Here is a 20,866-nt window from a genome sequence, read left to right on the forward strand (position 1 = left end):
GCGCAGGCCCATCATGCTTTCGCGCCATCGCGGATCAGTTTCCACGTCACCGCGTCGCTAAGCGCCTGAAAACTGGCATCGACGATATTGGCGGACACGCCGACAGTGGACCAGCGGCGGCCCTGCCCGTCCTCGCTGTCGATCAACACGCGGGTCACAGCCTCGGTTCCGCCATTGGTGATACGCACCTTAAAGTCCACCAGCTTCATATCGTCGATCAGGCTTTGATATTGGCCCAAATCGCGCTGCAACGCGGCGGATAGGGCGTGAACCGGACCCTGATCCGCCTCACTATCCGCATAAAAGCTATCCGCGGCGGAGATGATACGTTCACCCGCGATATTCACGACGACCACGGCCTCGGACACGGTGATTTTGTCGCCCTTGGCATTGCGGCGCTTTTCGACGATCACGCGGTAGCGCTCCACATCAAAAAATTGCGGCAATTGACCGAGGATACCGCGCGCGATCAGCTCGAACGAGCCCTTGGCGCTGTCATATGCGTATCCTTGATCCTCGCGCCGCTTGATCTCATCCAGGATCTGGCCCAGACGCGGATCGCCCTTCTCAACCGCGATGCCGGCTTCCTCCAGCCGCTTGCGCAGATTGGATTGGCCCGCCTGATTGGACATGGGAACAACGCGGGCATTGCCAACTTCCTCGGGCACGACATGCTCATAGGTCGTCGGGTCCTTGAGGATCGCCGATGCATGCAAGCCCGCCTTATGCGTGAACGCGGATGCACCAACATAGGCGGCATGGCGGTTGGGCACGCGGTTCAGGATATCGTCCAACATGCGGCTGACCGTTGTCAGGCTGGCCAGTTTTTCGCGCGGGATGCCGATATCATATTTGCTGGCATAGGGTTCCTTGAGCAGCAAGGTCGGGATCAGGGAGATCAGGTTGGCATTGCCGCACCGTTCCCCCAATCCGTTCAGGGTTCCCTGGATTTGACGCGCACCTGCATCAACAGCGGCCAGCGAGCCTGCGACCGCGTTTTCGGTGTCGTTATGGGTGTGGATGCCAAGGTTCGCACCGGGAATGCCCGACGCGATTACCGCCCCCACGATCCGCCCGATTTCGTCGGGCAAGGTGCCACCATTGGTGTCGCACAGCACGATCCAGCGGCAACCGGCATTATATGCCTCGTGCAGACAGGCCAGCGCGTAATCCGGATTGGCCTTGTACCCGTCAAAGAAATGCTCGGCATCGAACAGTGTCTCACGCCCCTGCGCAACAATATGGGCAAAGCTCTCGCGAATATTCTCGCGGTTTTCGTCCAGCGTGATGCCCAGCGCGGTGGTGACGTGGAAATCATGGCTCTTACCTACCAGACAAACGGCGGGCGTACCGGCGTTCAGAACACCGGCCAGCACGTCATCATTTGCGGCGGATCGCCCTGCCCGCTTGGTCATGCCAAAGGCGGTGAAGGTCGCATTTTTCAACTTGGGCGCAGCGTCAAAAAAATCGCTGTCGGTTGGGTTGGCACCGGGCCATCCCCCCTCAACATAGCCAAGGCCCAGATCGTCCAAGGCCTGCGCGATCCGTCGCTTGTCATCCAGGCTGAAATCCACGCCATGGGTTTGCTGACCGTCGCGCAGGGTTGTGTCGAATAGCGAAAGGGGTTCGCGGGTCATACCAAACCCTCCAATTTTGCGGGGTCAAAGTCGGGGGCGAGTTCCCATGTCGCGCCATCAGCAGTATCCTTTACGATCACGCCAGCGGCTGCAAAACCATCGCGGATCGCGTCGGAGCGGGCGAAGTCCTTCGCCTTTCGCGCCTCCGTCCGTGCTGCGATCAGCGCCTCGATCATCGCGCCAGCATCGCCAACCTCGGGCGCATCAGCCCATTCGCCCAGCGCATCGCTGAGGAAACCCAGCATCGACGCCCCTGCCAGCAGGCCCGCAGGATCGCCCGTCAAACCATGCAACGCGGCAATCGCCCCCGCTGTGTTCAGGTCATCGGAGAGCGCGGCAATCACGGAGGGGGGCACAGTGGCTGCGGGCTCGATGCCCACGGTCAGCGTTCGCCACTTGCGCAGGGTTTTCTCCGCCTCGCTAACGCCGCGTTCGGTCCAGTCCAGCGGGGCGCGGTAGTGAGTGGACAGCAGGACAAAGCGGATCACCTCGCCCGGAATGCCCTTATCCAGCAGGTCCTTGACGGTAAAGAAGTTGCCCAGCGATTTGGACATCTTCGCGCCCTCAACCTGCAACATGCCGTTATGCATCCAGATCGAGGCCATACCGTCATGGCCATGGGCGCAGCGGCTTTGCGCGGCCTCGTTCTCATGATGCGGGAACATCAGATCGTTACCGCCGCCATGAATGTCGAACCGCTCGCCAAAGACTTCGCGCGCCATGGCTGAACATTCGATATGCCAGCCGGGGCGACCACGACCCCATGGGCTGTCCCAACCGGGGGTGTCGGCGTCGGATGGTTTCCACAGCACGAAATCCATCGCGTCCCGCTTATAAGGCGCAACCTCGATCCGTGCGCCTGCGATCATATCGTCTACATTCCGGTGGCTAAGCGAGCCATATTCGGGATCGCTCTTGACCGAGAACAGCACATGCCCCTCGGCGGCATAGGCGTGCCCCTTGGCAATCAGCTCCTCGGTCATTTTGATCATCGCGTCGATGCTCTGCGTGGCACGGGGGGCCTCATCCGGCTCTAACGCGCCCATCGCGCCCATATCGTCCAGATACCAGCCGATGGTTTCCTCGGTGATGTCGGAGATGCTGCGTCCACTCTCGGCCGCGCGGGCGTTAATCTTGTCATCCACGTCGGTAAAGTTGCGTACATAGGTCACGTTATCGGTGCCATAGACCTGCCGCAGCAGCCGGTACAGCGTATCGAACACGACTACGGGACGGGCATTGCCGATATGCGCGCGGTCATAAACCGTGGGTCCGCAGACATACATGCCCACCTTACCGGGAACCACAGGCTCCAACGGTTTCTTCAGCTTGGTCTTGGTGTCGTGAAGTACAATCTTGGTCATGGTTAGGCCTTGCGCAGAGGGGAACCCAGCGCGGGCTTAACAGGTCAGGTTCTGATAGAAAACGACGAAACCCCGCGCGGACGATATGTCAGCGGATAATGCAGCACCGAATAATTTGCATTTGGTTGGTCATGCCCGAATGTAGCCACACAATATCGTGGGCTGCAACCCCTTGCGCATCTGTGCGGCGATTTGCACCCTCCGCGCCGGAGGTGGGTCATGAAGATATCAAACCGTATTCGTTCAATCCCCGAGGTGGGAAACAACGCATGGGCAATTTTTGAAAAGGCGCAAAAACTGCGTGAGCAAGGGATCGACGTCACGATGCTGAGCATCGGCGATCATGAGACGATCACGCCAGAGCCGATCATCGACCACATGGCGCAGGCCGCACGCCGAGGCAATACCGGCTACGCCTCCATCCCCGGCATGGCCCCGCTACGTGCCGCCATTGCGGATCGCGCTGGCGCGAGTGTTGAGAACGTCTTTGTCACGCCGGGCGGTCAGTTTGCTTTGTTCGAGGCGCTGATGGCCACGATTGATCCCGGTGACAAGGTTGCGATCCTTGATCCCTACTACGCGACCTACCCCATTACGATCCGCGCGGCCGGTGGGCAGCCGGTTATCGCGCGCGCCCTGCCCGATGCCGGTTTCCAGCCGGATTTCGATGATCTGGACCGTGTTTTGCACGATGCGAAGGTGTTGCTGATCAACTCCCCCAACAATCCCACCGGTGCGATTTACCCGCGTGAAACGATGGAACGGATCGCCGCGCTGTGCATCAAGCATGATGTCTGGCTGATCTCGGACGAGGTTTACGACACGCAGGTTTGGGAGGGTGAACATATCTCGCCACGCACCCTGCCAGACATGGCGCAGCGCACCATCGTGATTGGGTCGATGTCCAAGAGCCACGTGATGACCGGCTTCCGGCTGGGCTGGCTGATCGCGCCCGAATTTCTGGTGAGCGCGGTGTTCGAGCTGGCCATCGCCACAACCTATGGCGTGCCCGGTTTTATTCAGGAGGCCGCCGCCTTTGCCCTGCGCGAAGGCGACGCAATTGCCGAGGAAACCACCGCCCGCTATCGGCGGCGCCGTGATTTGGCGGTGCAGACCCTACAGGGCGCGAATGGTGTCCGCATGTCCGCCCCACAGGGTGCGATGTATGTGATGCTGGATATCCGCGCCACGGGGTTGAGCGGTAATGCCTTTGCCGAAAGCCTGCTGGACACTCACCACATCGCCGTCATGCCCGGTGAGGGGTTCGGACAGGCCGCAGCAGGGCATTTACGTGTGTCGCTGACCCTACCGGATGAGGATCTGGTGCGCGCCCTGCGCACGCTGACAGACCACGCGGCCAGCCTGCTTTAGCGAGCGCGGCGGGGGCGGCCACTGGCGCTGGCGCGGATGACCGCCTCGATCAACTGCTCTCGCCCTTCGATCTGCGCGCTGCGGCGCCGGGTGCGTAGGGTTAGGGCGACATCGTCGGTTCCGGCCAGTCGCGCCTGTGCCAATGCGTGCTGCCCGGCAATGTCTGAAGCGTGGGAGAGGGCAGCCCCCTCATCGGTAAAAGTGCGCACCCCGTCCGGGGTTAGTACATCGAACCGTCCCTCCTGCGGGACATTTACCGTCACCTCAAAGGCGGTATGGACCTGTCCGACAACGGCCCCCACCGCATTTGCCACATCCGCATCGGCGGGCGTGGCGTCGCGCACATCCAGCAATGCGGCAACATGGGGGTAATGCGTCGCAGCAGACGCCCCCAGCCCGATCAGCGGCACCGTTAGGTCCAATTTGGGACGCAGCAATCCGCTATGCCCACCCAGCGCGGCGCGGACCACAGCATCGCGGGCCGGGTCAATGCCGCCCATCCCGTCCTCGGCAAAGGCGGTGTCCAGAACCAGTTCGGCAGAGCGGCGGATCAGCCGGTCCAGCACCGCCCGTGATGCCGTTGCGCCATCCGCGAACATCGCCAAGCCATTGCCGCCCCGCTGCCGTGCGAACAGGTCAGCGGCCAGTTGTGCCGCGCCAACATCCCACGCCGAATGCAGCCCCAAAACATGCGCTGCATCCGACGGGGTAAAGCCCGCGATCTGTACCGCCCCCTGCGCGACAGCCCGCGCGACCAGCCGTTCACCACCGCGTTGCAGAGTGAACTCCGCCGAGGGGCGCGGCGGAATGCAGCGTTGCGCCAGATCGCGCAGCTCCCCGTTTGGCAGCAGATCGGGCCGTAAACCGACGACAAAACGCCCATCCGTCGCCATCGGGCGTGGATTGTGCAATTGGGCACGCAATACATCGCGCAAGTCTGGATGTTCATGCAACAGCAGGCAGATCGGAATGGCGCGGCGGGGGCCGAGATGAATCTCGGGTATCAGGCCGCTTTGCGCCAGCGTCACCTCGCTATCACCACCCAGCCCGTGGGTCCGCATCGCAACAGCCTCAACCATTGTGCGCACGCCGCCGACCGCCGCGCCGTCACGATCAATGCGGGGGCGGCCATCGGACAGCACCGCAACATCCGTTGTCGTGCCCCCGATATCCGCCACGATGCCCGCCTGTAGTCCGGTCAGGAACGCCGCGCCGACAAGGCTGGCCGCCGGTCCCGACAGGATCGTCTCAATCGGTTTCATCCGTGCAAAATTCGCCGAAACCAGCGCGCCATCGCCGCGCACGACCATCAGCGGCGCGGTGATGCCGCGATCAACCAACAACCCCTCAGCCGAGGCAACCAGCCGGTCGATCATCGCGATCAGCCGTGCGTTCAGCAGAGCCGTCACCGCACGCTTGGGGCCATTAATCTTGGCGCTCAGCTCATGCGAGCACGTTGTAGGCAGGTTGAATTCAGCGCGCACCATATCGCGTATCGCTACCTCATGCGCGGGGTTGCGCACGGCGAACAGGGCGCAGATTGCCACGGCACTGATCTGCCCCGCGATGGCGTGCAGGCCAGTGCGGATAGCGTCCAAATCCAGTGGCGCCGCCAGATCGCCACCACTGCGATGACCGCCGCTTGCGGAGATGACCGGCGTATCGCCCAGCACTTGGGCCAGATCGCCACGGGCCAGATCCGCCGCCGTGAATCCCACGAAAATCAACGCGGCGGGGGCGCCCTGCCCCTCAACCAATGCATTTGTGGCCAAAGTGGTGGATAACGCGACGAGGCTGACCCGCGCCGGATCAGTATCGCCCAGAACCGCATCAACAGCGGCACCAATGCCACGGGACAGGTCATCACGGGTGGTCAGCGATTTCGCCTTGGCCACGATAGCGCCGCCCCGCGCGTCCAGCCGTGCCTCGTCAATCAACGCGGCGTCCGTATAGGTGCCGCCAGTGTCCAGCCCGAGCATCAGGGTCATCGAAAGTGCCTTTCCGCGAATATTGCGGATAGAAATCTGCGGCGCGTATTTTTTGCAAGACCCAGCCGTAAAGAAAAAGGCCGGAGAGTGATCCCCGGCCCTTCAATCTTATGCAGCATTTGCCCGCGAGGGACCGCGCCGACGCCGGTTCGGGCGGCCTTGCTTCGCAGCGCCACCACCGGGTTTGCCACCGCCACCGCCGCGACGGTTGCCGCGAGGCTTGCTTTCGCCATCAGGGATGCCGCCAGCCAGCAGACGCTCGCCGGTGATTTTCTCAACAGCGCGCATTTTTTTCACTTCGTCAGGGGCGCACAACGTGATCGCAATACCGTCTGCGCCGTTCCGTGCGGTGCGACCAATGCGGTGTACGTAGTTCTCAGGCTCATCCGGCAGGTCATAGTTGATGACATGGGTGATACCCGGCACGTCAATGCCGCGCGCGGCGATGTCGGTTGCGACCAGAACCTTAACCGTGCCGTGACGGAAATTGTTCAGGGCGCGCTGACGCGCGTTCTGCGCCTTGTTACCGTGGATAGCTTCGGCCTTGATCCCGTCTTTCTCAAGGTTTTGGGCAACGCGATCCGCGCCACGCTTGGTCCGTGCGAACACAATTGCGCGCTCAACCCCTGTACCGCCCATCAGTTCGGCCAGACGAGCACGCTTGGCCGTGCCGTCCAGCAGCTCGGCCGTTTGCTCGATCTTGGTCACGACGGTGGATTGTGGTGCAACCTCGACCCGCACAGGATTGTTCAGGAAGCTACCCGCCAGCCCCGAAACCTCGGACGGCATAGTGGCCGAGAACATCGCCGACTGGCGGCGCGGGTGCAGCATGGAAACGATGCGGCGCACTGGCTGAACAAAGCCCATGTCCAGCATACGGTCAGCCTCATCCAGAACAACGAAGCGTACCTCGTCCAGACGCACCTTACGATCATCAACCAGATCCAGCAGGCGGCCCGGCGTCGCAACCAGAACGTCAACGCCACGGCCCAGATTGCGGATCTGCACGTTGCGCGAAACACCGCCCAGCACGAGGCAGGTGGATACCCGCGCACCACCAGCAAAGCGGCGGAATTCGTCAAGGATCTGCACTGCCAGTTCCCGCGTTGGGGCAAGGATCAGCGCACGGGCAGTTCCCGGTGCGGCGCGACCCGGCATGGCCAGAATGTGGTGCAGGATTGGCAGGGCGAAAGCGGCCGTTTTACCGGTGCCGGTCTGGGCCAGACCCAGAATGTCGCGGCCCTCCAGCTGTGGCTTGATCGCCTGCGCCTGAATTGCGGTTGGCTTTTCAAATTTCGCGCGGGCCAGTGCCTCGGCGATGGGTTGTGCCAGTCCGAAATCAGCAAAAGTTAGGTCGGTCATGTATATCCTATGGTGCCGCACAAATGCAGCATCGCCACGACAATCGCAGCGCGTGTGAATCGGGCGATGTTCGGGTCTGGGCCGCCCCCACGGAAACGTCGGGGTGCCGCCACGAAAACGGGCGGAATAGGCGGGCCGGGCAGTTAAGCCATCGCGTGGGTCGTTCGGTTGATCCGTGGAGCCGAACCCACGGCACGGACATATGGTCCGCGTTACGGTATCGCTCACATAATCCGCTGCACGTGCGAAGGCAAGCCCCGCTGACATACCGTTGCGGAACGGGGTTGTGGCGATGGGCGGGATGAACGATCTATACTATTCCACCGCTTCTGACTGATCGGACTGCATCATGCCCCTCGACCGCGACAGCATCCTCAAGACCCTTTCCGCCATTGCCGACCCGTCTGGACAGGGCAATCTGGTCAGTGCGGACCGTGTTCGCGCGCTGAGCGTGACAAATGGCGACGTGCGATTCGTTTTAGAAATGCCGGTAGAACTGGCGCAAAACGCTGAACCCACGCGCCTGGCCGCACAAAATGCCGTGGCAGAATTGCCCGAGGCAGGCGCCGTGTCCGTCGTCCTGACCGCCCATGCCGCACCGGGTGAGGCCGCGAAGGCCCCGCCGCCCAACCTGAAAATCGGGCGTCACCCTACCCCGCAGGCGGGACCGCAGAAAATCACAGGCATCAATCGCATCATCGCCATCGCATCAGGTAAGGGGGGCGTGGGGAAATCGACCGTTTCGTCAAACCTCGCCATTGCGCTGGCCCAACAAGGGAAGCGGGTTGGTCTGCTGGATGCCGACGTTTACGGCCCCTCGCAACCGCGGATGTTCGGCATCAATGGCCGCCCCGGTTCAGGCGAGGACGGCAAGACCATTATCCCCCTGCGCGCCCATGGCGTCACGCTGATGTCGATCGGCTTTATGCTCAAGGAAGACGAGGCCGTCGTTTGGCGTGGCCCGATGCTGATGGGCGCTTTGCAGCAGTTCCTCGGGCAAGTTGCGTGGGGCGAGCTGGATGTGCTGCTGGTGGACCTGCCCCCCGGCACGGGCGACGTTCAGCTAACCCTGTCGCAAAAGGCGGAGCTGACCGGCGCAATCGTTGTCAGCACCCCGCAGGACATCGCCCTGCTGGATGCGCGCAAGGCACTGGACATGTTCCGCAAGACGAAAACTCCGGTGCTGGGCATGATCGAAAACATGTCCACATTCGTTTGCCCGAAATGTGGCGAGGAGACCTCGATCTTCGGCCATGGCGGTGCGCGCACCGAAGCGGAGAAACTGGGCCTGCCATTCCTGGGTGAAATCCCGTTGAACATCGACATCCGGCTGGGTGGAGATGGTGGCGCACCCGTCGTTGCGTCCCGCCCTGATAGTGCGGAGAGCAAGACCTTTGCCCAGATCGCCCGACGTCTGATCGATGGAGGATTGGTCTGAGAGCGGCCACAACCTATGGGCGCCTGAAATACCCCAATTCTCGCCCCATTACGGCCCCTTTCGCGATACATATTTTTGCTGATGGTACAACGGTTTGACAGTCTAGTTTCCGCCGATACTGGCACGGGACGCAATTCGGGTAAGCGGGTAGAGCTTGCCCGTCGCATCCTGATTCTGGCCTCGATCACCATTTCGATCAGTACCTCTGTGATCTGTCTAATGCTGGTTTTCGCGTTGGGACAGCCAGAGGCAGTTGTGCTGCCGGTCATGTTCGGGTCCCTGACCTATCTGTCGATCCCGATTGCTATGCATTTGGGCATGCGTCTGAATCTGGCGAGAAACTTCTTTTTCATACTGACCATTGCAGTGGTGCTGGCTATCGGTCTGACCCCGCAGGAGGGGATCGCCTTCGGCTTTGTCGGCTATCTGCCGATATTTGTCTGCATCGGGGGCATGCTGTTCCAACGCAAAGGCGTGCTGGTTATCACAGGGTCCTCACTGCTGGTGATCGCCCTGATTGCGACCGCCGATCTGACACGTCTGCCCATTGAGCGGACAATCCAATCGCCCGGTTCTATCGCAACGATTTCAATGCGCCACGGGATGGCCGTGCTGTTCACCTCGGTTCTGGTGATCGTTGCGATGGGCCTTTACGATGATATGTTGCAACGGCTGCGCACAGCCCGCGATCAGGCGCGGCGCGCGTCCGAGAGCAAGACCAGCTTCCTCGCCAATGTAAGTCATGAGGTTCGCACGCCGCTAAATGCCATCCTGGGCATGGCGGAAATCCTGCGCAGCACTGAGCTGAACGAGGATCAACGGCGCAAGGTTGAGACCATCGCCGAGAGTGGATCGACCCTGCTGGAAATGCTCAATGATATCCTCGACATCTCACGGTTGGAGGCAGATCGCATGCCGATCTCCCCCGCCCGTCAGGATAGCTCGGACCTGATTGCAGGGGTTGAGCGTCTATGGGGACCGATTGCCGAGGATAAGAACCTGCAATGCCTGATCGATTTCGACCCCGATATCCCTGAGGCGATTGAGATTGACGCCCAGCGGTTCCGTCAGTGCATGAACAACCTGATGTCGAATGCGATCAAATTTACAGCCAGTGGCTTCGTTCGGATTTCGGCCCGTTGGGATGACCGCACAGGCTCCCCCACGCGACTGGTAATTGACGTTCAGGATACCGGTATCGGCATGCCCCCCGACGCAGCAAGCCGCGTTTTCGACCCGTTCGGGCAGGCTGATGACACCATCATGGGCACCTTTGGCGGGTCGGGCATGGGGCTGACCATCACGCGGCAGCTTGCCAAAATGATGGGCGGCGACCTGACATTTAAATCGGTTGCCGGTCAGGGCACGATTTTCACCCTGACCATCAGCGCGAAGGCATTGCAGGCAGAGGCCCCCCGTGACCCTCGCGATGCCACCCCTGCCATTGGCCTGCGTGTGTTGGTCGTTGATGACATCCCGACAAATCTGATGGTTGCCGCCACTTATATACGGGCCTTGGGCGCGCAAGTGGATGAGGCGATGAGCGGCGATCAGGCGGTTGAGCTGATGCGAAACCAAGCCTTTGATCTGGTGCTGCTGGACATGCACATGCCCGATACGGACGGATTGTGGGTGTTGGAGAAGGTCAGCACGTTCCGCCGTCCGCCCCCACCGATTGTCATGATCACCGCCGGCGCGACCGAGGCGGAGATGGACCGTGCCCGCGAATTGGGCGCGCGTGATGTGCTGATCAAACCCCTAACGCCACGTCTGTTGGAAAGCCTGCTGCGCAACTATGCGGCGTGATCGCGGTGTTGCAGTAGGCTTGCGCTAATTGTGGCCCCTTGCTAACGCATGCAAACCCGAATTGAGCTGAAGGACGCCGGACATGGCCAAGATCAACGGAAACGAGATTCGCCCCGGCTATACGCTGGAGCATAATGGTGGCCTGTGGGTCGCCGTAAAGGTCGGCCACGTAAAGCCGGGCAAGGGCGGTGCATTCGCACAGGTCGAGATGAAGAACCTGCGCAACGGTTCCAAACTGAACGAACGCTTCCGTTCCGCCGATAAGGTCGAGCGTGTGCGTTTGGAGCAGAAGGACCAGCAGTTCCTGTACGAAACTGACGGCATGTTGGTGTTCATGGACAATGAGACATTCGAGCAGATCGAAATTTCAGCCGAGATCCTGGGGGAGCGTCGTCCCTTCTTGCAGGACGGCATGACCATCAAGGTTGAATATCACGAGGCCGAGCCGCTGAATGCGTCCCTGCCTGAGCGTGTGACCTGCACAATCGTTGAGACGGAGCCTGTCGTTAAGGGCCAGACCGCCGCAAACTCGTTCAAGCCTGCGGTGCTGGACAATGGCGTGCGCGTCATGGTTCCGCCCTTTGTCGCACAGGACGAGGCCATCGTCGTTTCTACGGAAACGATGGAATATGTTGAGCGTGCCTAAGCACATCCATGCCCCCGCCACATAATTGGCGGGGGCAGACCAGCGCACCGCTACCCACGTGGGCGCGCTTCCGGCTCCGCATCGCCCCATAGGCAACGCGGATAAAACGGGTAGGTATCGGTGGCGAAATAGACGTAGTCACCGTTCAGGTAACCGCCATTACACTCATCCAGCAGACCTGATCCCTCAACATACTGATAATCCTGCACATAGGTGCCGTCATAGGCGCCACCGGGTGCTGTGGGGCGCGTGCCGGACTTTAACTGCCAGCTCGACGTCATAGCCGCGCCAACATAGTGGATTTCAAACCCGTCAGCGGCATAGCCCAGTTGCGTACCGTCCATTCCCGCCATCAGCAGGTTGGACACCGCGTGGTAATGATACAGGCCATCCGGCCCGACATGGGCGTTCGCCTCGTCCATGCCCAAGCTTTGCGCAGCCCCGATCCCCTCAAGATTCCAGCCCGAGGAGTTGTCCCGCGAAAATCCGCGTGGGGAACTGGCATCGTACCAATCCGCTGTGCCCGGACGGATAGCAACGCCATTCAGGCTGATACCAATTGTGCCGCGCGTACTGGGCTGATCGTTTTTCACGGGCGTCGCATCAACGCAGAACGTGTAATCGCGGGCGCGAATGGCGTTTGGATTGCCACGATTCGGGAATTGGCCGGTTTCATGATCCGGCAAACCATCCGAAACGATGCAGATATCATCGCCCTGCACCACGACCTCACCCGCGGAGTGGGCCCCTACGGCGGCGAAATATAAAACCGCTGCGCCACAGGCGATTCCGGCCTTTGCCAATATTTTTGTGTTCAAAACTTCAGCCATGATGCGTCCCCAAATCAATGTCTTGCCGGTGATACGCAGCGGCGGGGAATGCTCCGTCGGTATTTTTTTAAAAACCTCGAAATTAATCTGAAACTTTCCTCGAAGATGCTCCGTAGCTTCTGCACTGAACGAGGAGATACAGATGTCAGTGGAAAAGTTTGCCAAGGTGGAGCGCGTTTTGACTGCAATCGCAGCAAGCCTGCTGATCCTTTGCGCGGTGGTGGTTGTGTTGCAAATGCCGCAACAACCCGCGGAAATGATCCTGGACACTATGGTCGAAATTTTCTCTTACACAGGTACTGCACAGGGCCAATAACCTGTGCAGCGATGGGGGCGCGGCGGTCTGCATCCTTGTGGGGGCGGGATGCAGACCAGGTGGCAACACCGTTAGCCCTATTGCATAAAGTGTCGTGGCAGAGTACCCCGCCGCCTTGTTCCATTCGCTGTCAGGTGCCCTATGTCCGTCGCTTCCGCCAACATCAACATCATGATCAAGGCTGCGCGCAAGGCCGCGCGGCAACTCATCCGAGATTTCGGTGAGGTCGAAAACCTTCAGGTTTCTATGAAGGGTGCAGGCGATTTCGTCAGCAAGGCGGATTTTAAAGCCGAAGAAACCATTCAGAACGAATTGATGTCTGCACGTCCCAATTACGGTTGGGTTGGCGAAGAATCACGTTCCATCGCGGGCACCGACCCGACCCGTCGCTGGATCGTTGATCCGCTGGACGGCACAACAAACTTCCTGCACGGCATGCCTCACTGGGCGATTTCTATTGCGCTGGAGCATAAGGGCGAAATCGTCGCTGGCGTTGTCTATGACCCGATCAAGGACGAAATGTTCGTGGCGGAGAAGGGCGGCGGCGCATGGCTGAATGATCGCCGTCTGCGCGTTTCCGGCCGTCGTGAGATGATCGAGATGGTTTTCGCCACCGGTATCCCCTTCGCGAGCACCGGCGACCTGCCCGAGACGCTGCGTGATTTGAGCCGTCTGATGCCTCATTGCGCCGGTGTACGCCGCTGGGGTTCGGCCGCGCTGGACCTCGCCTATGTGGCTGCTGGCCGCTATGACGGTTACTGGGAGCGTAACCTGAATTCGTGGGACATCGCAGCGGGCCTGATTCTGGTTAAAGAGGCTGGTGGCCTGACCGGCCCCATCGAATTGGATGAAAGCATCATCGAAAGCGGTTCGGTCATTGCAGCGAACGAGCCGGTCTTTGACCGCTTCGCAAAGATCATCCGCAATACATGATCCGGCTGGCCGCTCTGCTAATGCTTGGCGCATTTGGTGCGCAGGCGCAGCAGGGCGCGCCGCTGGAACAGGCAATTAGCCAATGCGCGGGCATCGCCTCGCGCCTTGACCGGCTGGATTGCTATGACGCGATCCCACCTAATTTCGATATTGCCGTGGTTAGCAATAATAGCTGGGTCCACAGCACCCGTCCCGACAGCGCAGGTGGCCCGCCATTACAGGCGCTGACCCTGACAGCGGATAGCGGCACATCCGGATTTGGCGAACCGGTACAACTGGTCGCGCTGTGCCGCGCCAACAGCACAGAAGTTTTCATCCAGTGGCATGAATATCTGGGCGCTGATGGCGCACAGGGGGATGATGCGATCAAGCATGTGACCCTGACCATTGATGATGGCCCGCCCGAAACGGGCCAGTGGCCGATTTCGGATGATGTCGAGGCGACCTTTACCCCCGAATGGGGTGGTACGTTGCTGCGGCAATTGGCAGAGGCGCAGCAACTGACCGCAGAAATAACCCCTTACGATCAACGCCCGATTACCGCGGTGTTTAACGTGCAGGGGCTGGCGCAGGCGATTGAGCCACTGACCAGCGCCTGCAACTGGGAACTTTAGCGGTTCAGTCGATCCGGTGCAGCACAGCCTCACCCGCCTGCATTGCGCCGATGGCGCGGTCGAACCGCAGATAGGCAATGCCCTGACCGTTCGCCGTAGTGTACAGGGTTCCGGCCACACGATCACCAGACAGGATTTCGGTGCCGGTTGGCGGCACAGGCCCCTCAACCGACACGCGCGCCAATCCTTTGCGCAGTTCGGTTTTGTGCTTCATACGGGCGGTGACCTCCTGCCCGACATAGCATCCCTTACGAAAATCAACGCCGGACAGGCGCTCGAACCCGACCTCCAGCAGATAGGATTCGTTGGGAATCAGCTCCACGCCTGTTTCAGGAACCAGCGCTGCAACGCGGCGGGCATCATAATCGGCGCGGTTCATGCCATCTGCGCTGCCATATTTGCGCCATCCCATTCCGGCATCACGGGGATCACGCACCGCGCCCGGCACCTCATCCGCCAACGCGGCGACCTGCATTTCAACCGGTGCGATCTGCACATCGGCCCGCAGGCGGTACATGTTCAGCCGTTGCAACAACGCTGGCGCCAGTTCTGCCGCAACGTCAAGGAGATGGCCATCCCCCTCACGCAGCACAAAGAAGTCAGCCAGATACTTTCCCTGCGGTGATAACAGCGCCGCATAGACCGGCCCCGCATCCACCTTTGCTATATCGTTCGAGATAAGACCCTGCAAAAAGTCGTGCGTATCTGCGCCGGTCAGGCCCAGTATCTGCCGATCGGCAAGAGCATGCGTCATCTTTGTATCCTTTCATGCAGCGTCCCCGACCCATATAGGTACTGAAACACAGAGTCACAGGAGCGTTCCACAATATGGCCGCACCGATAAGCATTGTTATACCGACACTAAACGCGGCTGCGAATTTAGGCCCGTCTTTATCCGCATTGAGCGACGGCCTGTTCGAGGGGCTGGTTGCCGAGCTGATCTTTGCCGATGGCGGATCGACCGACAGCACGGCAGAGGTCGCGGATGAGGTAGGCGCTCGCCTGATTACCGCACCTCGCGGGCGTGGCACGCAACTGGCCGCCGGATGCGCCGCCGCTCATGGCGAATGGTTGCTGATCCTGCACGCCGACACGCAGCTATGCGCAAACTGGACGCAGGCCGTGCGCGATCACATGAATACCAAACCTGACTGCGCCGGTTGGTTCCGCCTACGGTTCAATACCTCGTCGCCTGCGGGCCGCTTGGTTGCCGGTTGGGCAAACCTGCGGGCGCGGTGGTTCGGCCTGCCCTATGGCGATCAGGGATTGCTGGTGCGCAAAAGCGTGTATCGCGCCGCCGGTGGCTATGACGAAGTTCCCTTGATGGAAGATGTCGCCTTGGTCCGCCGCCTGCGCCTGTCGCCGCTGGATGCTGTTGCGAACACATCGGCAGAGCGATACGAGCGTGACGGGTGGCTGCGACGCGGGTGGCGCAATTTGACCACCTTGGCCCTTTATTACGTGGGCGTTTCCCCCGAACGTCTGGCCGCACGATATGTGAGCGTAAAGTGAAGCCGCATCTGGTTATATTCGTTAAGGAGCCGCGCCCCGGTCGGGTAAAAACGCGGCTGGGCGCTGACATCGGACCAGTTGCCGCCGCATGGTGGTTTCGCCATCAAACACGCCGCTTGATCCGCAGGCTCAGCACCGATCCGCGCTGGCACACCGTGCTGGCCGTCGCGCCCGATCGTGAAGGGTTGGAAAGCCGCAATTGGCCCGTTCACCTGCCCCGCCATGCGCAGGGCCGTGGGAATCTGGGCGACCGGATGGCCCGTGCATTGCGCGACATGCCTGCCGGTCCTGTGATGGTTATCGGCGCAGATATCCCCGGCATCACCCCCCCGCGCATTGCGGAGGCTCTGGCCGCGCTGAAATCCCATGACGCCGTTTTCGGCCCCGCCCCCGATGGTGGCTATTGGCTGATCGGGCTAAAGCGCACCCGCGCCATCCCGCCAACGCTGTTCGAAAATGTGCGTTGGTCCACAGAACATGCGCTGGCAGATACGCGCGCAACGCTGCCGGATCATTCCATCGCACTGGTTGCCAGCCTACGCGATGTGGACACGGTCAAGGATTTGCCCGTCGCCTAGGTCCAGTGCGCGCTGCGCCCGTGGAAATCACCGCGCCCCAGCTCCACCGTTTCACCCTGCCCGAAATGAGTCAGCAGGATTGCCGCCGTGCCGGTCTGGGCGTCCGCCTCCAACCGCAACCACGCGAGGCGCGCCCCGCCGCGGGCACCGGCGGCGCGGATTGCGGCCTCGGCCCGCTCCTGTTCCGCTAACGGCATATATTGCCACATGATCGAGTGTTGGATGACGCGCAAGCGGCCCTGCGGAACGGGATCAGCCAACCGCTGCTCCAGAAATTCCGCCGCGCCCTGTTGAGCAATATCAGGTTTCGCCGCTGTAGCATGGGCGACTGCTGCCTCGAACCGCGCGATACGGGCCGTTTGATCGGGCCAGACATAAGCACGCAATCGCATCCGCGCGGCAGGATCGCTGAGGTCAATTGGTGCGATGTCGCAACCCGCACGCGACACGACCCGCAATTGCCGGTTCAAGGGCGGCAGGTTTCCCGCCCACGGCGTAACGATCCGCACAGGCCCGTCGCCCCAGCTGCGCCCCTCGCCCAGATCATAGGCATAGCAGTCGGGAAACAGGTTCAGGCCAGCGGACGACCCGATTTCCAACAACTCGATCTCCACATTATCCGCCAAATGCAGCAAACCGCCCAGCAGAACGCCGGAGCGTGAAACCTCGTTGGTTTGGGGGGCGCTATCCAGCCACGGGATCAGCGCAGAATCGTATGCGTGCAGCCATGCGCCCAGCCGCTGCGTAAACTCATCATCCGCAACCTGATGTGGCGGGTACAGGGCGGCCAACTCCGCATCCTCCCAGCTTAACGCCTGCAATCCACCGCACACCCGCAGCGCCAGTGCATCTGCGCGGGGGTCCACCTGCCAGCCCAGAACCTGCGCGCCAAACGCGGTTTCCTGCGTCAGCAGCTCAGCCAAAACTGCGCAAAGGCGACCGGTAAAGGGTGAGCCTAGCCGCGTGCAGCTCGCGCCCTGCGATTTGAAATGCTCGCGAATATCGTCTGACGTTGCGTTCACGCTGGGCATAACGCGCACCCTCCCTCTATCCTCACTCAAAAATATCAGGGGAGATTACCGATGAGAGCGATGCGCGTCCACGAACTCGGCCAGCCAATGCAGATGGATGAGGTGGAAATCCCGCAGCCGGGGCCCAAGCAAGTTTCGATAGATGTGGCGGTCTGTGGCGTCAATTTTGCAGATACGCTGATCGTCCACGGCAAATATCAGGAAAAACCCGACCTGCCCTTCGCACCCGGTGCGGAAATTTGCGGACGTATTCGCGCCGTGGGTGAGGGGGTGAAGCACCTACAGGTCGGAATGCGGGTTTCGGCCCTGATCGGGTCCGGTGGCTTTGCCGAGGTTGCACTGGCTGATGCGCGCACCTGCATCCCCGTACCCGATGGGATGAGCGATGCCCACGCCGCTGCCTTCACCATCGTATACGGCACCAGTCATGTGGCGCTGGACCACCGTGCACGCCTGCAAGCGGGTGAAAACCTGTTGGTGCTAGGCGCGGCGGGCGGTGTTGGCCTGACGGCGATCGAGATCGGTAAGCTGATGGGCGCAAATGTCATCGCCTGCGCCCGTGGTGCGGCAAAGTTGGAGATCGCGCGGCAGGCCGGTGCCGACCACCTGATCGACAGCGATGATGGTGATTTGCGCGAACAGGTTAAGGCGCTGGGTGGCGCCGACGTCGTTTACGACCCAGTGGGTGGCGATCTGTTCAAACAGGCCATGCGCGCCTGTAATCCAGAGGCACGGCTGATCCCGCTGGGCTTTGCCTCGGGCGATATTCCGCAAATTCCGGCGAATATCCTGCTGGTGAAAAACCTGACCGTGCTGGGCGTGTATTGGGGCGCTTATTCGAACTTCAAACCGGAAGTCCTGATGAACAGCGGCCAAACGCTGTTCAACTGGTATCTGGCGGGCAAGCTAAAGCCCCATGTCAGCCATGAATTGCCGCTGGAGCAGGCGACGCAGGCACTAGACCTGCTGATCACGCGCAAGGCGACAGGCAAGGTTGTGGTGAAAATCTAGCCCCCCCTGAATCGCGGCGGGCCCTATTCCGCCGCGAGCGCCGCCGGTGCGCCATAGGCTGCGCGCACTGATCGGGCCAGCTTGGCCGCGAGGTCGGCATTTGCGCCCGGGGCCACATACATATTGATATTAATCTGCGGCAATTGCGGCAGCGACCCCGCGTGGCGGATCGTTTCCATATAGGGTGGGGTGGAACCTGACACGACGGCGTGGATGGCTAGGTCGGCACTGACCGATGCCTCAACCGTGCGGGTCGAATCGCTCTCAACCGCCATTTCCCACGGGATATCCTCACGATCCAGCGCGGACTGAACACCAGCGCGGAAAATGCAGGCATACTCGAATGCCAAGCGCAGGGGGCGTTGCTTCCACGCCTGACCGTTTGGCGCGCCCACCCAGTCCAGCGTGTGATTGGCCAAGGTTTCGCCACCGGCATCGACCTCCGCCTCAGTCGTCAGGATGATATCAACCTCACCCCGTGCCATCTGTGCCTTTAGCCCGCGTGTATAGGATGAGATCAACTGCACCTTCACCCGCGGAAAATCGACGGCAAAGCGTTGAAGAATCATGGGAACATGCGGGTAAACGATGTCATGCGGCACACCAAACACGATTTCACCCTCGTAAGTGTGATGAGTCATCCGGCTCCACACCTCATCATTCAGCCGCAACATGCGTCGGCCATAGCCCAGCAACTGTTCACCATGGGCGGTCAGGGCAACGCCACGGCCGGAACGGTCTAACAGGGATTGGCCCAACGCCTCCTCTAACCGCTTGATTTGCATCGAAACTGCGGATTGCGTCAGATGTAATTGCCCCGCGGCACGGGTCACGCCACCACATTCAGCAACTGTCACAAAGGAGCGTAGCGCAGTCATGTCTATATTCCGGGGCATCATCAATCTCCGTGATGGGTCACTTCACATTCATTCGTTTGTGTTAGGCGATGCGGCACCCTAAATCAATCATCGAACGAAATGGGATCGCCCGAAACGATCAAACCCCTGAATGGAACATACGATGTATATGACCGCTACCCTGCCCCGCGCAGCCCGCTCGCTCTCTCTGTTTGCTCGCCTCGTCAGCTGGTACGAATGCAGCCGTTCGCGCGTGCACCTTTCGCGTCTCGACGACAAAATGCTCGACGATCTAGGCCTGAGCCGCGCCGACGTACACCACGAATGCTCCAAGCCTTTCTGGGCCTGAACTAGACCAACCGGCATGTGATGATGGGGCTGTAACGCGGAGCATTGCGGTACAGCTCAGATTCGAACAGCACCACGGCATCAGCCGTAAATGGGCCCAATGTTCGCGTTGAATATTTGGCCAACCAATCCGCACCACGCATGTCCATCGGCGCACCACGCAGCCGAGACAGCGTGATGTGCGGAACGAAGCGTTTATGGGGCAGTTCTAACCCCGCATCACGCGCGGCACGCCGCACCCGTTTATGCACATCCAGCAGGGCAGTATCCGGCGCAACCAATGCGTGGATCTGGCGCAGCCTATCCCCACCGAATGCCCCGAAGCCGCTGATCGACCAGTCAAATCGCGGCACGGTGATCTGTGCGATGTTCAGCGCGAATTCCTCGGCGACCTCCTCCTCCACGTCCTGCGCGAAAGCGAGGGTGATGTGCCAATGATCCTCGGGCGTTGGGTCGCCTACGGGAATGGTTTCCGCGATCAGGTCCAGCGCGTCCGTAGCCTCATCATTGAGCGGGATCGCCGCAAACAGTCGCATTATTCCCCCGCCACCGCGATCAGCTCCTGAACCCGCGGCCCCAGCGCGGCAACGATTTGCGCCACGCCCTGTGCATTCGGGTGAATGCCGTCGGCCTGCATCAGATCACGCGCCGCGCTAAGGTCGCTAACGCCGATCCCCGCAAAGAAATCATCGACCAGCAGGGCGTCATATTGCTGGGCAAGGTCAGGATATATGGCGTCGAAGCTTTGCTTGTAATCCGGTCCGAAATTCCCCGGCGCCTGCATCCCGATCAGCAGCACAGGGATATCGGCGGCAGCAGCGCGCGCCATGATCCCGTCCAGATTCGCGAGGGAGTTGGCCGGATCAATCCCGCGCAGCACGTCGTTGCCCCCCAGCGCAACGATCAGCGCATCCACATCTGGCGATAGCGTCCAGTCGATACGCGCCAGACCGCCCGCCGTTGTATCCCCCGAAACGCCGGCATTTAGCAGCGACACATCTTCACCCTGCTGATCCAGCCATGTCTGCATTTGCGGAACCAAACCGTCCTGCGGTGGCAAACCGTAGCCCTGCGTCAAGCTGTCGCCCAGCGCGGCGACGGTGATCGTGTCCGCACTTGCCGCAGTAGTGATCCCGCAGGCCATTAAAACTGCTATTGTTGCATTGCGCATCCGCGCAGACACCACATATCGAGCCATAGACCCCGCGCCGACACCTGACAGGA

21 protein-coding genes are annotated in these 20,866 nt (G+C 60.8%); 11 read left to right on the plus strand and 10 right to left on the minus strand.

Annotation, left to right across the window (positions count from 1 at the left end):
* Positions 1-11: 11 nt before the first annotated feature.
* Together cimA and cysS are read right to left on the minus strand one after the other, a co-directional pair.
* Positions 12-1,637: a citramalate synthase gene (cimA, locus tag CR254_RS00690; RefSeq protein ID WP_097927888.1), complete on the minus strand. Its 1,626-nt coding sequence runs from the start codon at positions 1,635-1,637 to the stop codon at positions 12-14.
* Positions 1,634-3,001: a cysteine--tRNA ligase gene (gene cysS, locus CR254_RS00695; protein WP_097927889.1), complete on the minus strand. Its 1,368-nt coding sequence runs from the start codon at positions 2,999-3,001 to the stop codon at positions 1,634-1,636. The genes cimA and cysS overlap by 4 nt, the downstream gene beginning before the upstream one ends.
* Before the next feature lie 219 nt (positions 3,002-3,220).
* On the opposite strand from cysS, the gene CR254_RS00700 reads away from it, so the two are divergent.
* Complete coding sequence (locus tag CR254_RS00700) at positions 3,221-4,372, plus strand: pyridoxal phosphate-dependent aminotransferase (RefSeq protein WP_097927890.1); 1,152 nt, start codon at positions 3,221-3,223, stop codon at positions 4,370-4,372.
* On the opposite strand, the gene CR254_RS00705 is transcribed toward CR254_RS00700, so the two are convergent.
* Together CR254_RS00705 and CR254_RS00710 are read right to left on the minus strand one after the other, a co-directional pair.
* Entirely contained in the window at positions 4,369-6,360 is a 1,992-nt protein-coding gene (locus tag CR254_RS00705; RefSeq protein WP_219617965.1) for a hydantoinase/oxoprolinase family protein, read from the minus strand. The genes CR254_RS00700 and CR254_RS00705 overlap by 4 nt on opposite strands.
* A gap of 108 nt (positions 6,361-6,468) precedes the next feature.
* Positions 6,469-7,722 carry a DEAD/DEAH box helicase gene (locus CR254_RS00710; RefSeq protein WP_097927891.1) on the minus strand — a complete coding sequence of 418 codons (1,254 nt, stop codon included), beginning with the start codon at positions 7,720-7,722 and terminating at the stop codon, positions 6,469-6,471.
* Positions 7,723-8,071: 349 nt separating this feature from the next.
* Between CR254_RS00710 and CR254_RS00715 the strand changes: the two genes are divergently transcribed.
* The 3 genes from CR254_RS00715 to efp all read left to right on the plus strand — a co-directional run bounded on the left by CR254_RS00715 (position 8,072) and on the right by efp (position 11,612).
* Positions 8,072-9,160: an Mrp/NBP35 family ATP-binding protein gene (locus CR254_RS00715; RefSeq protein WP_097927892.1), complete on the plus strand. Its 1,089-nt coding sequence runs from the start codon at positions 8,072-8,074 to the stop codon at positions 9,158-9,160.
* An 81-nt stretch (positions 9,161-9,241) separates the two neighbouring features.
* Positions 9,242-10,966: an ATP-binding protein gene (locus CR254_RS00720; RefSeq protein WP_097927893.1), complete on the plus strand. Its 1,725-nt coding sequence runs from the start codon at positions 9,242-9,244 to the stop codon at positions 10,964-10,966.
* 82 nt (positions 10,967-11,048) lie between these two features.
* On the plus strand, positions 11,049-11,612 hold the full coding sequence (gene efp / locus CR254_RS00725; protein ID WP_097927894.1) for an elongation factor P: 564 nt from the start codon (positions 11,049-11,051) through the stop codon (positions 11,610-11,612).
* Positions 11,613-11,662: 50 nt separating this feature from the next.
* Here efp and CR254_RS00730 read toward each other — a convergent pair whose 3' ends face one another.
* Positions 11,663-12,442 (minus strand): YHYH protein, encoded by a 780-nt coding sequence (locus CR254_RS00730; protein ID WP_097927895.1) that lies wholly within the window; start codon positions 12,440-12,442, stop codon positions 11,663-11,665.
* Positions 12,443-12,584: 142 nt separating this feature from the next.
* On the opposite strand from CR254_RS00730, the gene CR254_RS17975 reads away from it, so the two are divergent.
* From CR254_RS17975 to CR254_RS00740, 3 genes are all read left to right on the plus strand, one after another.
* A complete protein-coding gene (locus CR254_RS17975) occupies positions 12,585-12,758 on the plus strand; it encodes a hypothetical protein (protein WP_180955842.1) in 174 nt (57 codons plus the stop codon).
* 141 nt (positions 12,759-12,899) lie between these two features.
* On the plus strand, positions 12,900-13,691 hold the full coding sequence (locus CR254_RS00735) for an inositol monophosphatase family protein (protein ID WP_097927896.1): 792 nt from the start codon (positions 12,900-12,902) through the stop codon (positions 13,689-13,691).
* Entirely contained in the window at positions 13,688-14,305 is a 618-nt protein-coding gene (locus CR254_RS00740; RefSeq protein ID WP_097927897.1) for a type VI secretion system-associated protein TagO, read from the plus strand. The genes CR254_RS00735 and CR254_RS00740 overlap by 4 nt, the downstream gene beginning before the upstream one ends.
* Before the next feature lie 4 nt (positions 14,306-14,309).
* Here the strand turns inward: CR254_RS00740 and ygfZ are convergent, their stop codons facing one another.
* Entirely contained in the window at positions 14,310-15,059 is a 750-nt protein-coding gene (gene ygfZ, locus CR254_RS00745) for a CAF17-like 4Fe-4S cluster assembly/insertion protein YgfZ (protein ID WP_097927898.1), read from the minus strand.
* A gap of 74 nt (positions 15,060-15,133) precedes the next feature.
* On the opposite strand from ygfZ, the gene CR254_RS00750 reads away from it, so the two are divergent.
* Positions 15,134-15,817 carry a TIGR04283 family arsenosugar biosynthesis glycosyltransferase gene (locus CR254_RS00750; protein WP_097927899.1) on the plus strand — a complete coding sequence of 228 codons (684 nt, stop codon included), beginning with the start codon at positions 15,134-15,136 and terminating at the stop codon, positions 15,815-15,817.
* Positions 15,814-16,395: a TIGR04282 family arsenosugar biosynthesis glycosyltransferase gene (locus CR254_RS00755; RefSeq protein ID WP_097927900.1), complete on the plus strand. Its 582-nt coding sequence runs from the start codon at positions 15,814-15,816 to the stop codon at positions 16,393-16,395. The genes CR254_RS00750 and CR254_RS00755 overlap by 4 nt, the downstream gene beginning before the upstream one ends.
* Here the strand turns inward: CR254_RS00755 and CR254_RS00760 are convergent.
* On the minus strand, positions 16,392-17,426 hold the full coding sequence (locus tag CR254_RS00760; RefSeq protein ID WP_097927901.1) for a DUF2332 domain-containing protein: 1,035 nt from the start codon (positions 17,424-17,426) through the stop codon (positions 16,392-16,394). The two genes, CR254_RS00755 and CR254_RS00760, sit on opposite strands and share 4 nt — an antisense overlap.
* A gap of 51 nt (positions 17,427-17,477) precedes the next feature.
* Between CR254_RS00760 and CR254_RS00765 the strand changes: the two genes are divergently transcribed.
* The gene (locus CR254_RS00765) at positions 17,478-18,437 is read left to right on the plus strand and encodes an NADPH:quinone oxidoreductase family protein (RefSeq protein WP_097927902.1); all 960 of its coding nucleotides are present in this window, start codon (positions 17,478-17,480) and stop codon (positions 18,435-18,437) included.
* Between the two features lie 23 nt (positions 18,438-18,460).
* Here CR254_RS00765 and CR254_RS00770 read toward each other — a convergent pair whose 3' ends face one another.
* Positions 18,461-19,333, minus strand: a complete 873-nt coding sequence (locus tag CR254_RS00770; RefSeq protein ID WP_097927903.1) for a LysR family transcriptional regulator — start codon at positions 19,331-19,333, stop codon at positions 18,461-18,463.
* Positions 19,334-19,463: 130 nt separating this feature from the next.
* On the opposite strand from CR254_RS00770, the gene CR254_RS18340 reads away from it, so the two are divergent.
* Positions 19,464-19,643 carry a DUF1127 domain-containing protein gene (locus CR254_RS18340; protein WP_425440243.1) on the plus strand — a complete coding sequence of 60 codons (180 nt, stop codon included), beginning with the start codon at positions 19,464-19,466 and terminating at the stop codon, positions 19,641-19,643.
* A 1-nt stretch (position 19,644) separates the two neighbouring features.
* On the opposite strand, the gene thpR is transcribed toward CR254_RS18340, so the two are convergent.
* Together thpR and CR254_RS00785 are read right to left on the minus strand one after the other, a co-directional pair.
* The gene (gene thpR, locus CR254_RS00780) at positions 19,645-20,178 is read right to left on the minus strand and encodes an RNA 2',3'-cyclic phosphodiesterase (RefSeq protein WP_097927905.1); all 534 of its coding nucleotides are present in this window, start codon (positions 20,176-20,178) and stop codon (positions 19,645-19,647) included.
* Positions 20,178-20,786 carry an arylesterase gene (locus CR254_RS00785; protein WP_245851331.1) on the minus strand — a complete coding sequence of 203 codons (609 nt, stop codon included), beginning with the start codon at positions 20,784-20,786 and terminating at the stop codon, positions 20,178-20,180. Before CR254_RS00785 ends, thpR begins: the two co-directional genes overlap by 1 nt.
* Positions 20,787-20,866: the final 80 nt, after the last annotated feature.

It is taken from the genome of Pontivivens marinum, from assembly GCF_900231835.1.
GTDB classification, from domain to species: domain Bacteria; phylum Pseudomonadota; class Alphaproteobacteria; order Rhodobacterales; family Rhodobacteraceae; genus Pontivivens; species Pontivivens marinum.

Coding starts and splice junctions, on each gene's coding strand:
- cimA (WP_097927888.1), bottom strand. CDS start 1,637: ATGACCCGCGAACCCCTTTCGCTATTCGACACAACCCTGCGCGACGGT.
- cysS (WP_097927889.1), bottom strand. CDS start 3,001: ATGACCAAGATTGTACTTCACGACACCAAGACCAAGCTGAAGAAACCG.
- CR254_RS00700 (WP_097927890.1), top strand. CDS start 3,221: ATGAAGATATCAAACCGTATTCGTTCAATCCCCGAGGTGGGAAACAAC.
- CR254_RS00705 (WP_219617965.1), bottom strand. CDS start 6,360: ATGACCCTGATGCTCGGGCTGGACACTGGCGGCACCTATACGGACGCC.
- CR254_RS00710 (WP_097927891.1), bottom strand. CDS start 7,722: ATGACCGACCTAACTTTTGCTGATTTCGGACTGGCACAACCCATCGCC.
- CR254_RS00715 (WP_097927892.1), top strand. CDS start 8,072: ATGCCCCTCGACCGCGACAGCATCCTCAAGACCCTTTCCGCCATTGCC.
- CR254_RS00720 (WP_097927893.1), top strand. CDS start 9,242: ATGGTACAACGGTTTGACAGTCTAGTTTCCGCCGATACTGGCACGGGA.
- efp (WP_097927894.1), top strand. CDS start 11,049: ATGGCCAAGATCAACGGAAACGAGATTCGCCCCGGCTATACGCTGGAG.
- CR254_RS00730 (WP_097927895.1), bottom strand. CDS start 12,442: ATGGCTGAAGTTTTGAACACAAAAATATTGGCAAAGGCCGGAATCGCC.
- CR254_RS17975 (WP_180955842.1), top strand. CDS start 12,585: ATGTCAGTGGAAAAGTTTGCCAAGGTGGAGCGCGTTTTGACTGCAATC.
- CR254_RS00735 (WP_097927896.1), top strand. CDS start 12,900: ATGTCCGTCGCTTCCGCCAACATCAACATCATGATCAAGGCTGCGCGC.
- CR254_RS00740 (WP_097927897.1), top strand. CDS start 13,688: ATGATCCGGCTGGCCGCTCTGCTAATGCTTGGCGCATTTGGTGCGCAG.
- ygfZ (WP_097927898.1), bottom strand. CDS start 15,059: ATGACGCATGCTCTTGCCGATCGGCAGATACTGGGCCTGACCGGCGCA.
- CR254_RS00750 (WP_097927899.1), top strand. CDS start 15,134: ATGGCCGCACCGATAAGCATTGTTATACCGACACTAAACGCGGCTGCG.
- CR254_RS00760 (WP_097927901.1), bottom strand. CDS start 17,426: ATGCCCAGCGTGAACGCAACGTCAGACGATATTCGCGAGCATTTCAAA.
- CR254_RS00765 (WP_097927902.1), top strand. CDS start 17,478: ATGAGAGCGATGCGCGTCCACGAACTCGGCCAGCCAATGCAGATGGAT.
- CR254_RS00770 (WP_097927903.1), bottom strand. CDS start 19,333: ATGCCCCGGAATATAGACATGACTGCGCTACGCTCCTTTGTGACAGTT.
- CR254_RS18340 (WP_425440243.1), top strand. CDS start 19,464: ATGACCGCTACCCTGCCCCGCGCAGCCCGCTCGCTCTCTCTGTTTGCT.
- thpR (WP_097927905.1), bottom strand. CDS start 20,178: ATGCGACTGTTTGCGGCGATCCCGCTCAATGATGAGGCTACGGACGCG.
- CR254_RS00785 (WP_245851331.1), bottom strand. CDS start 20,786: ATGGCCTGCGGGATCACTACTGCGGCAAGTGCGGACACGATCACCGTC.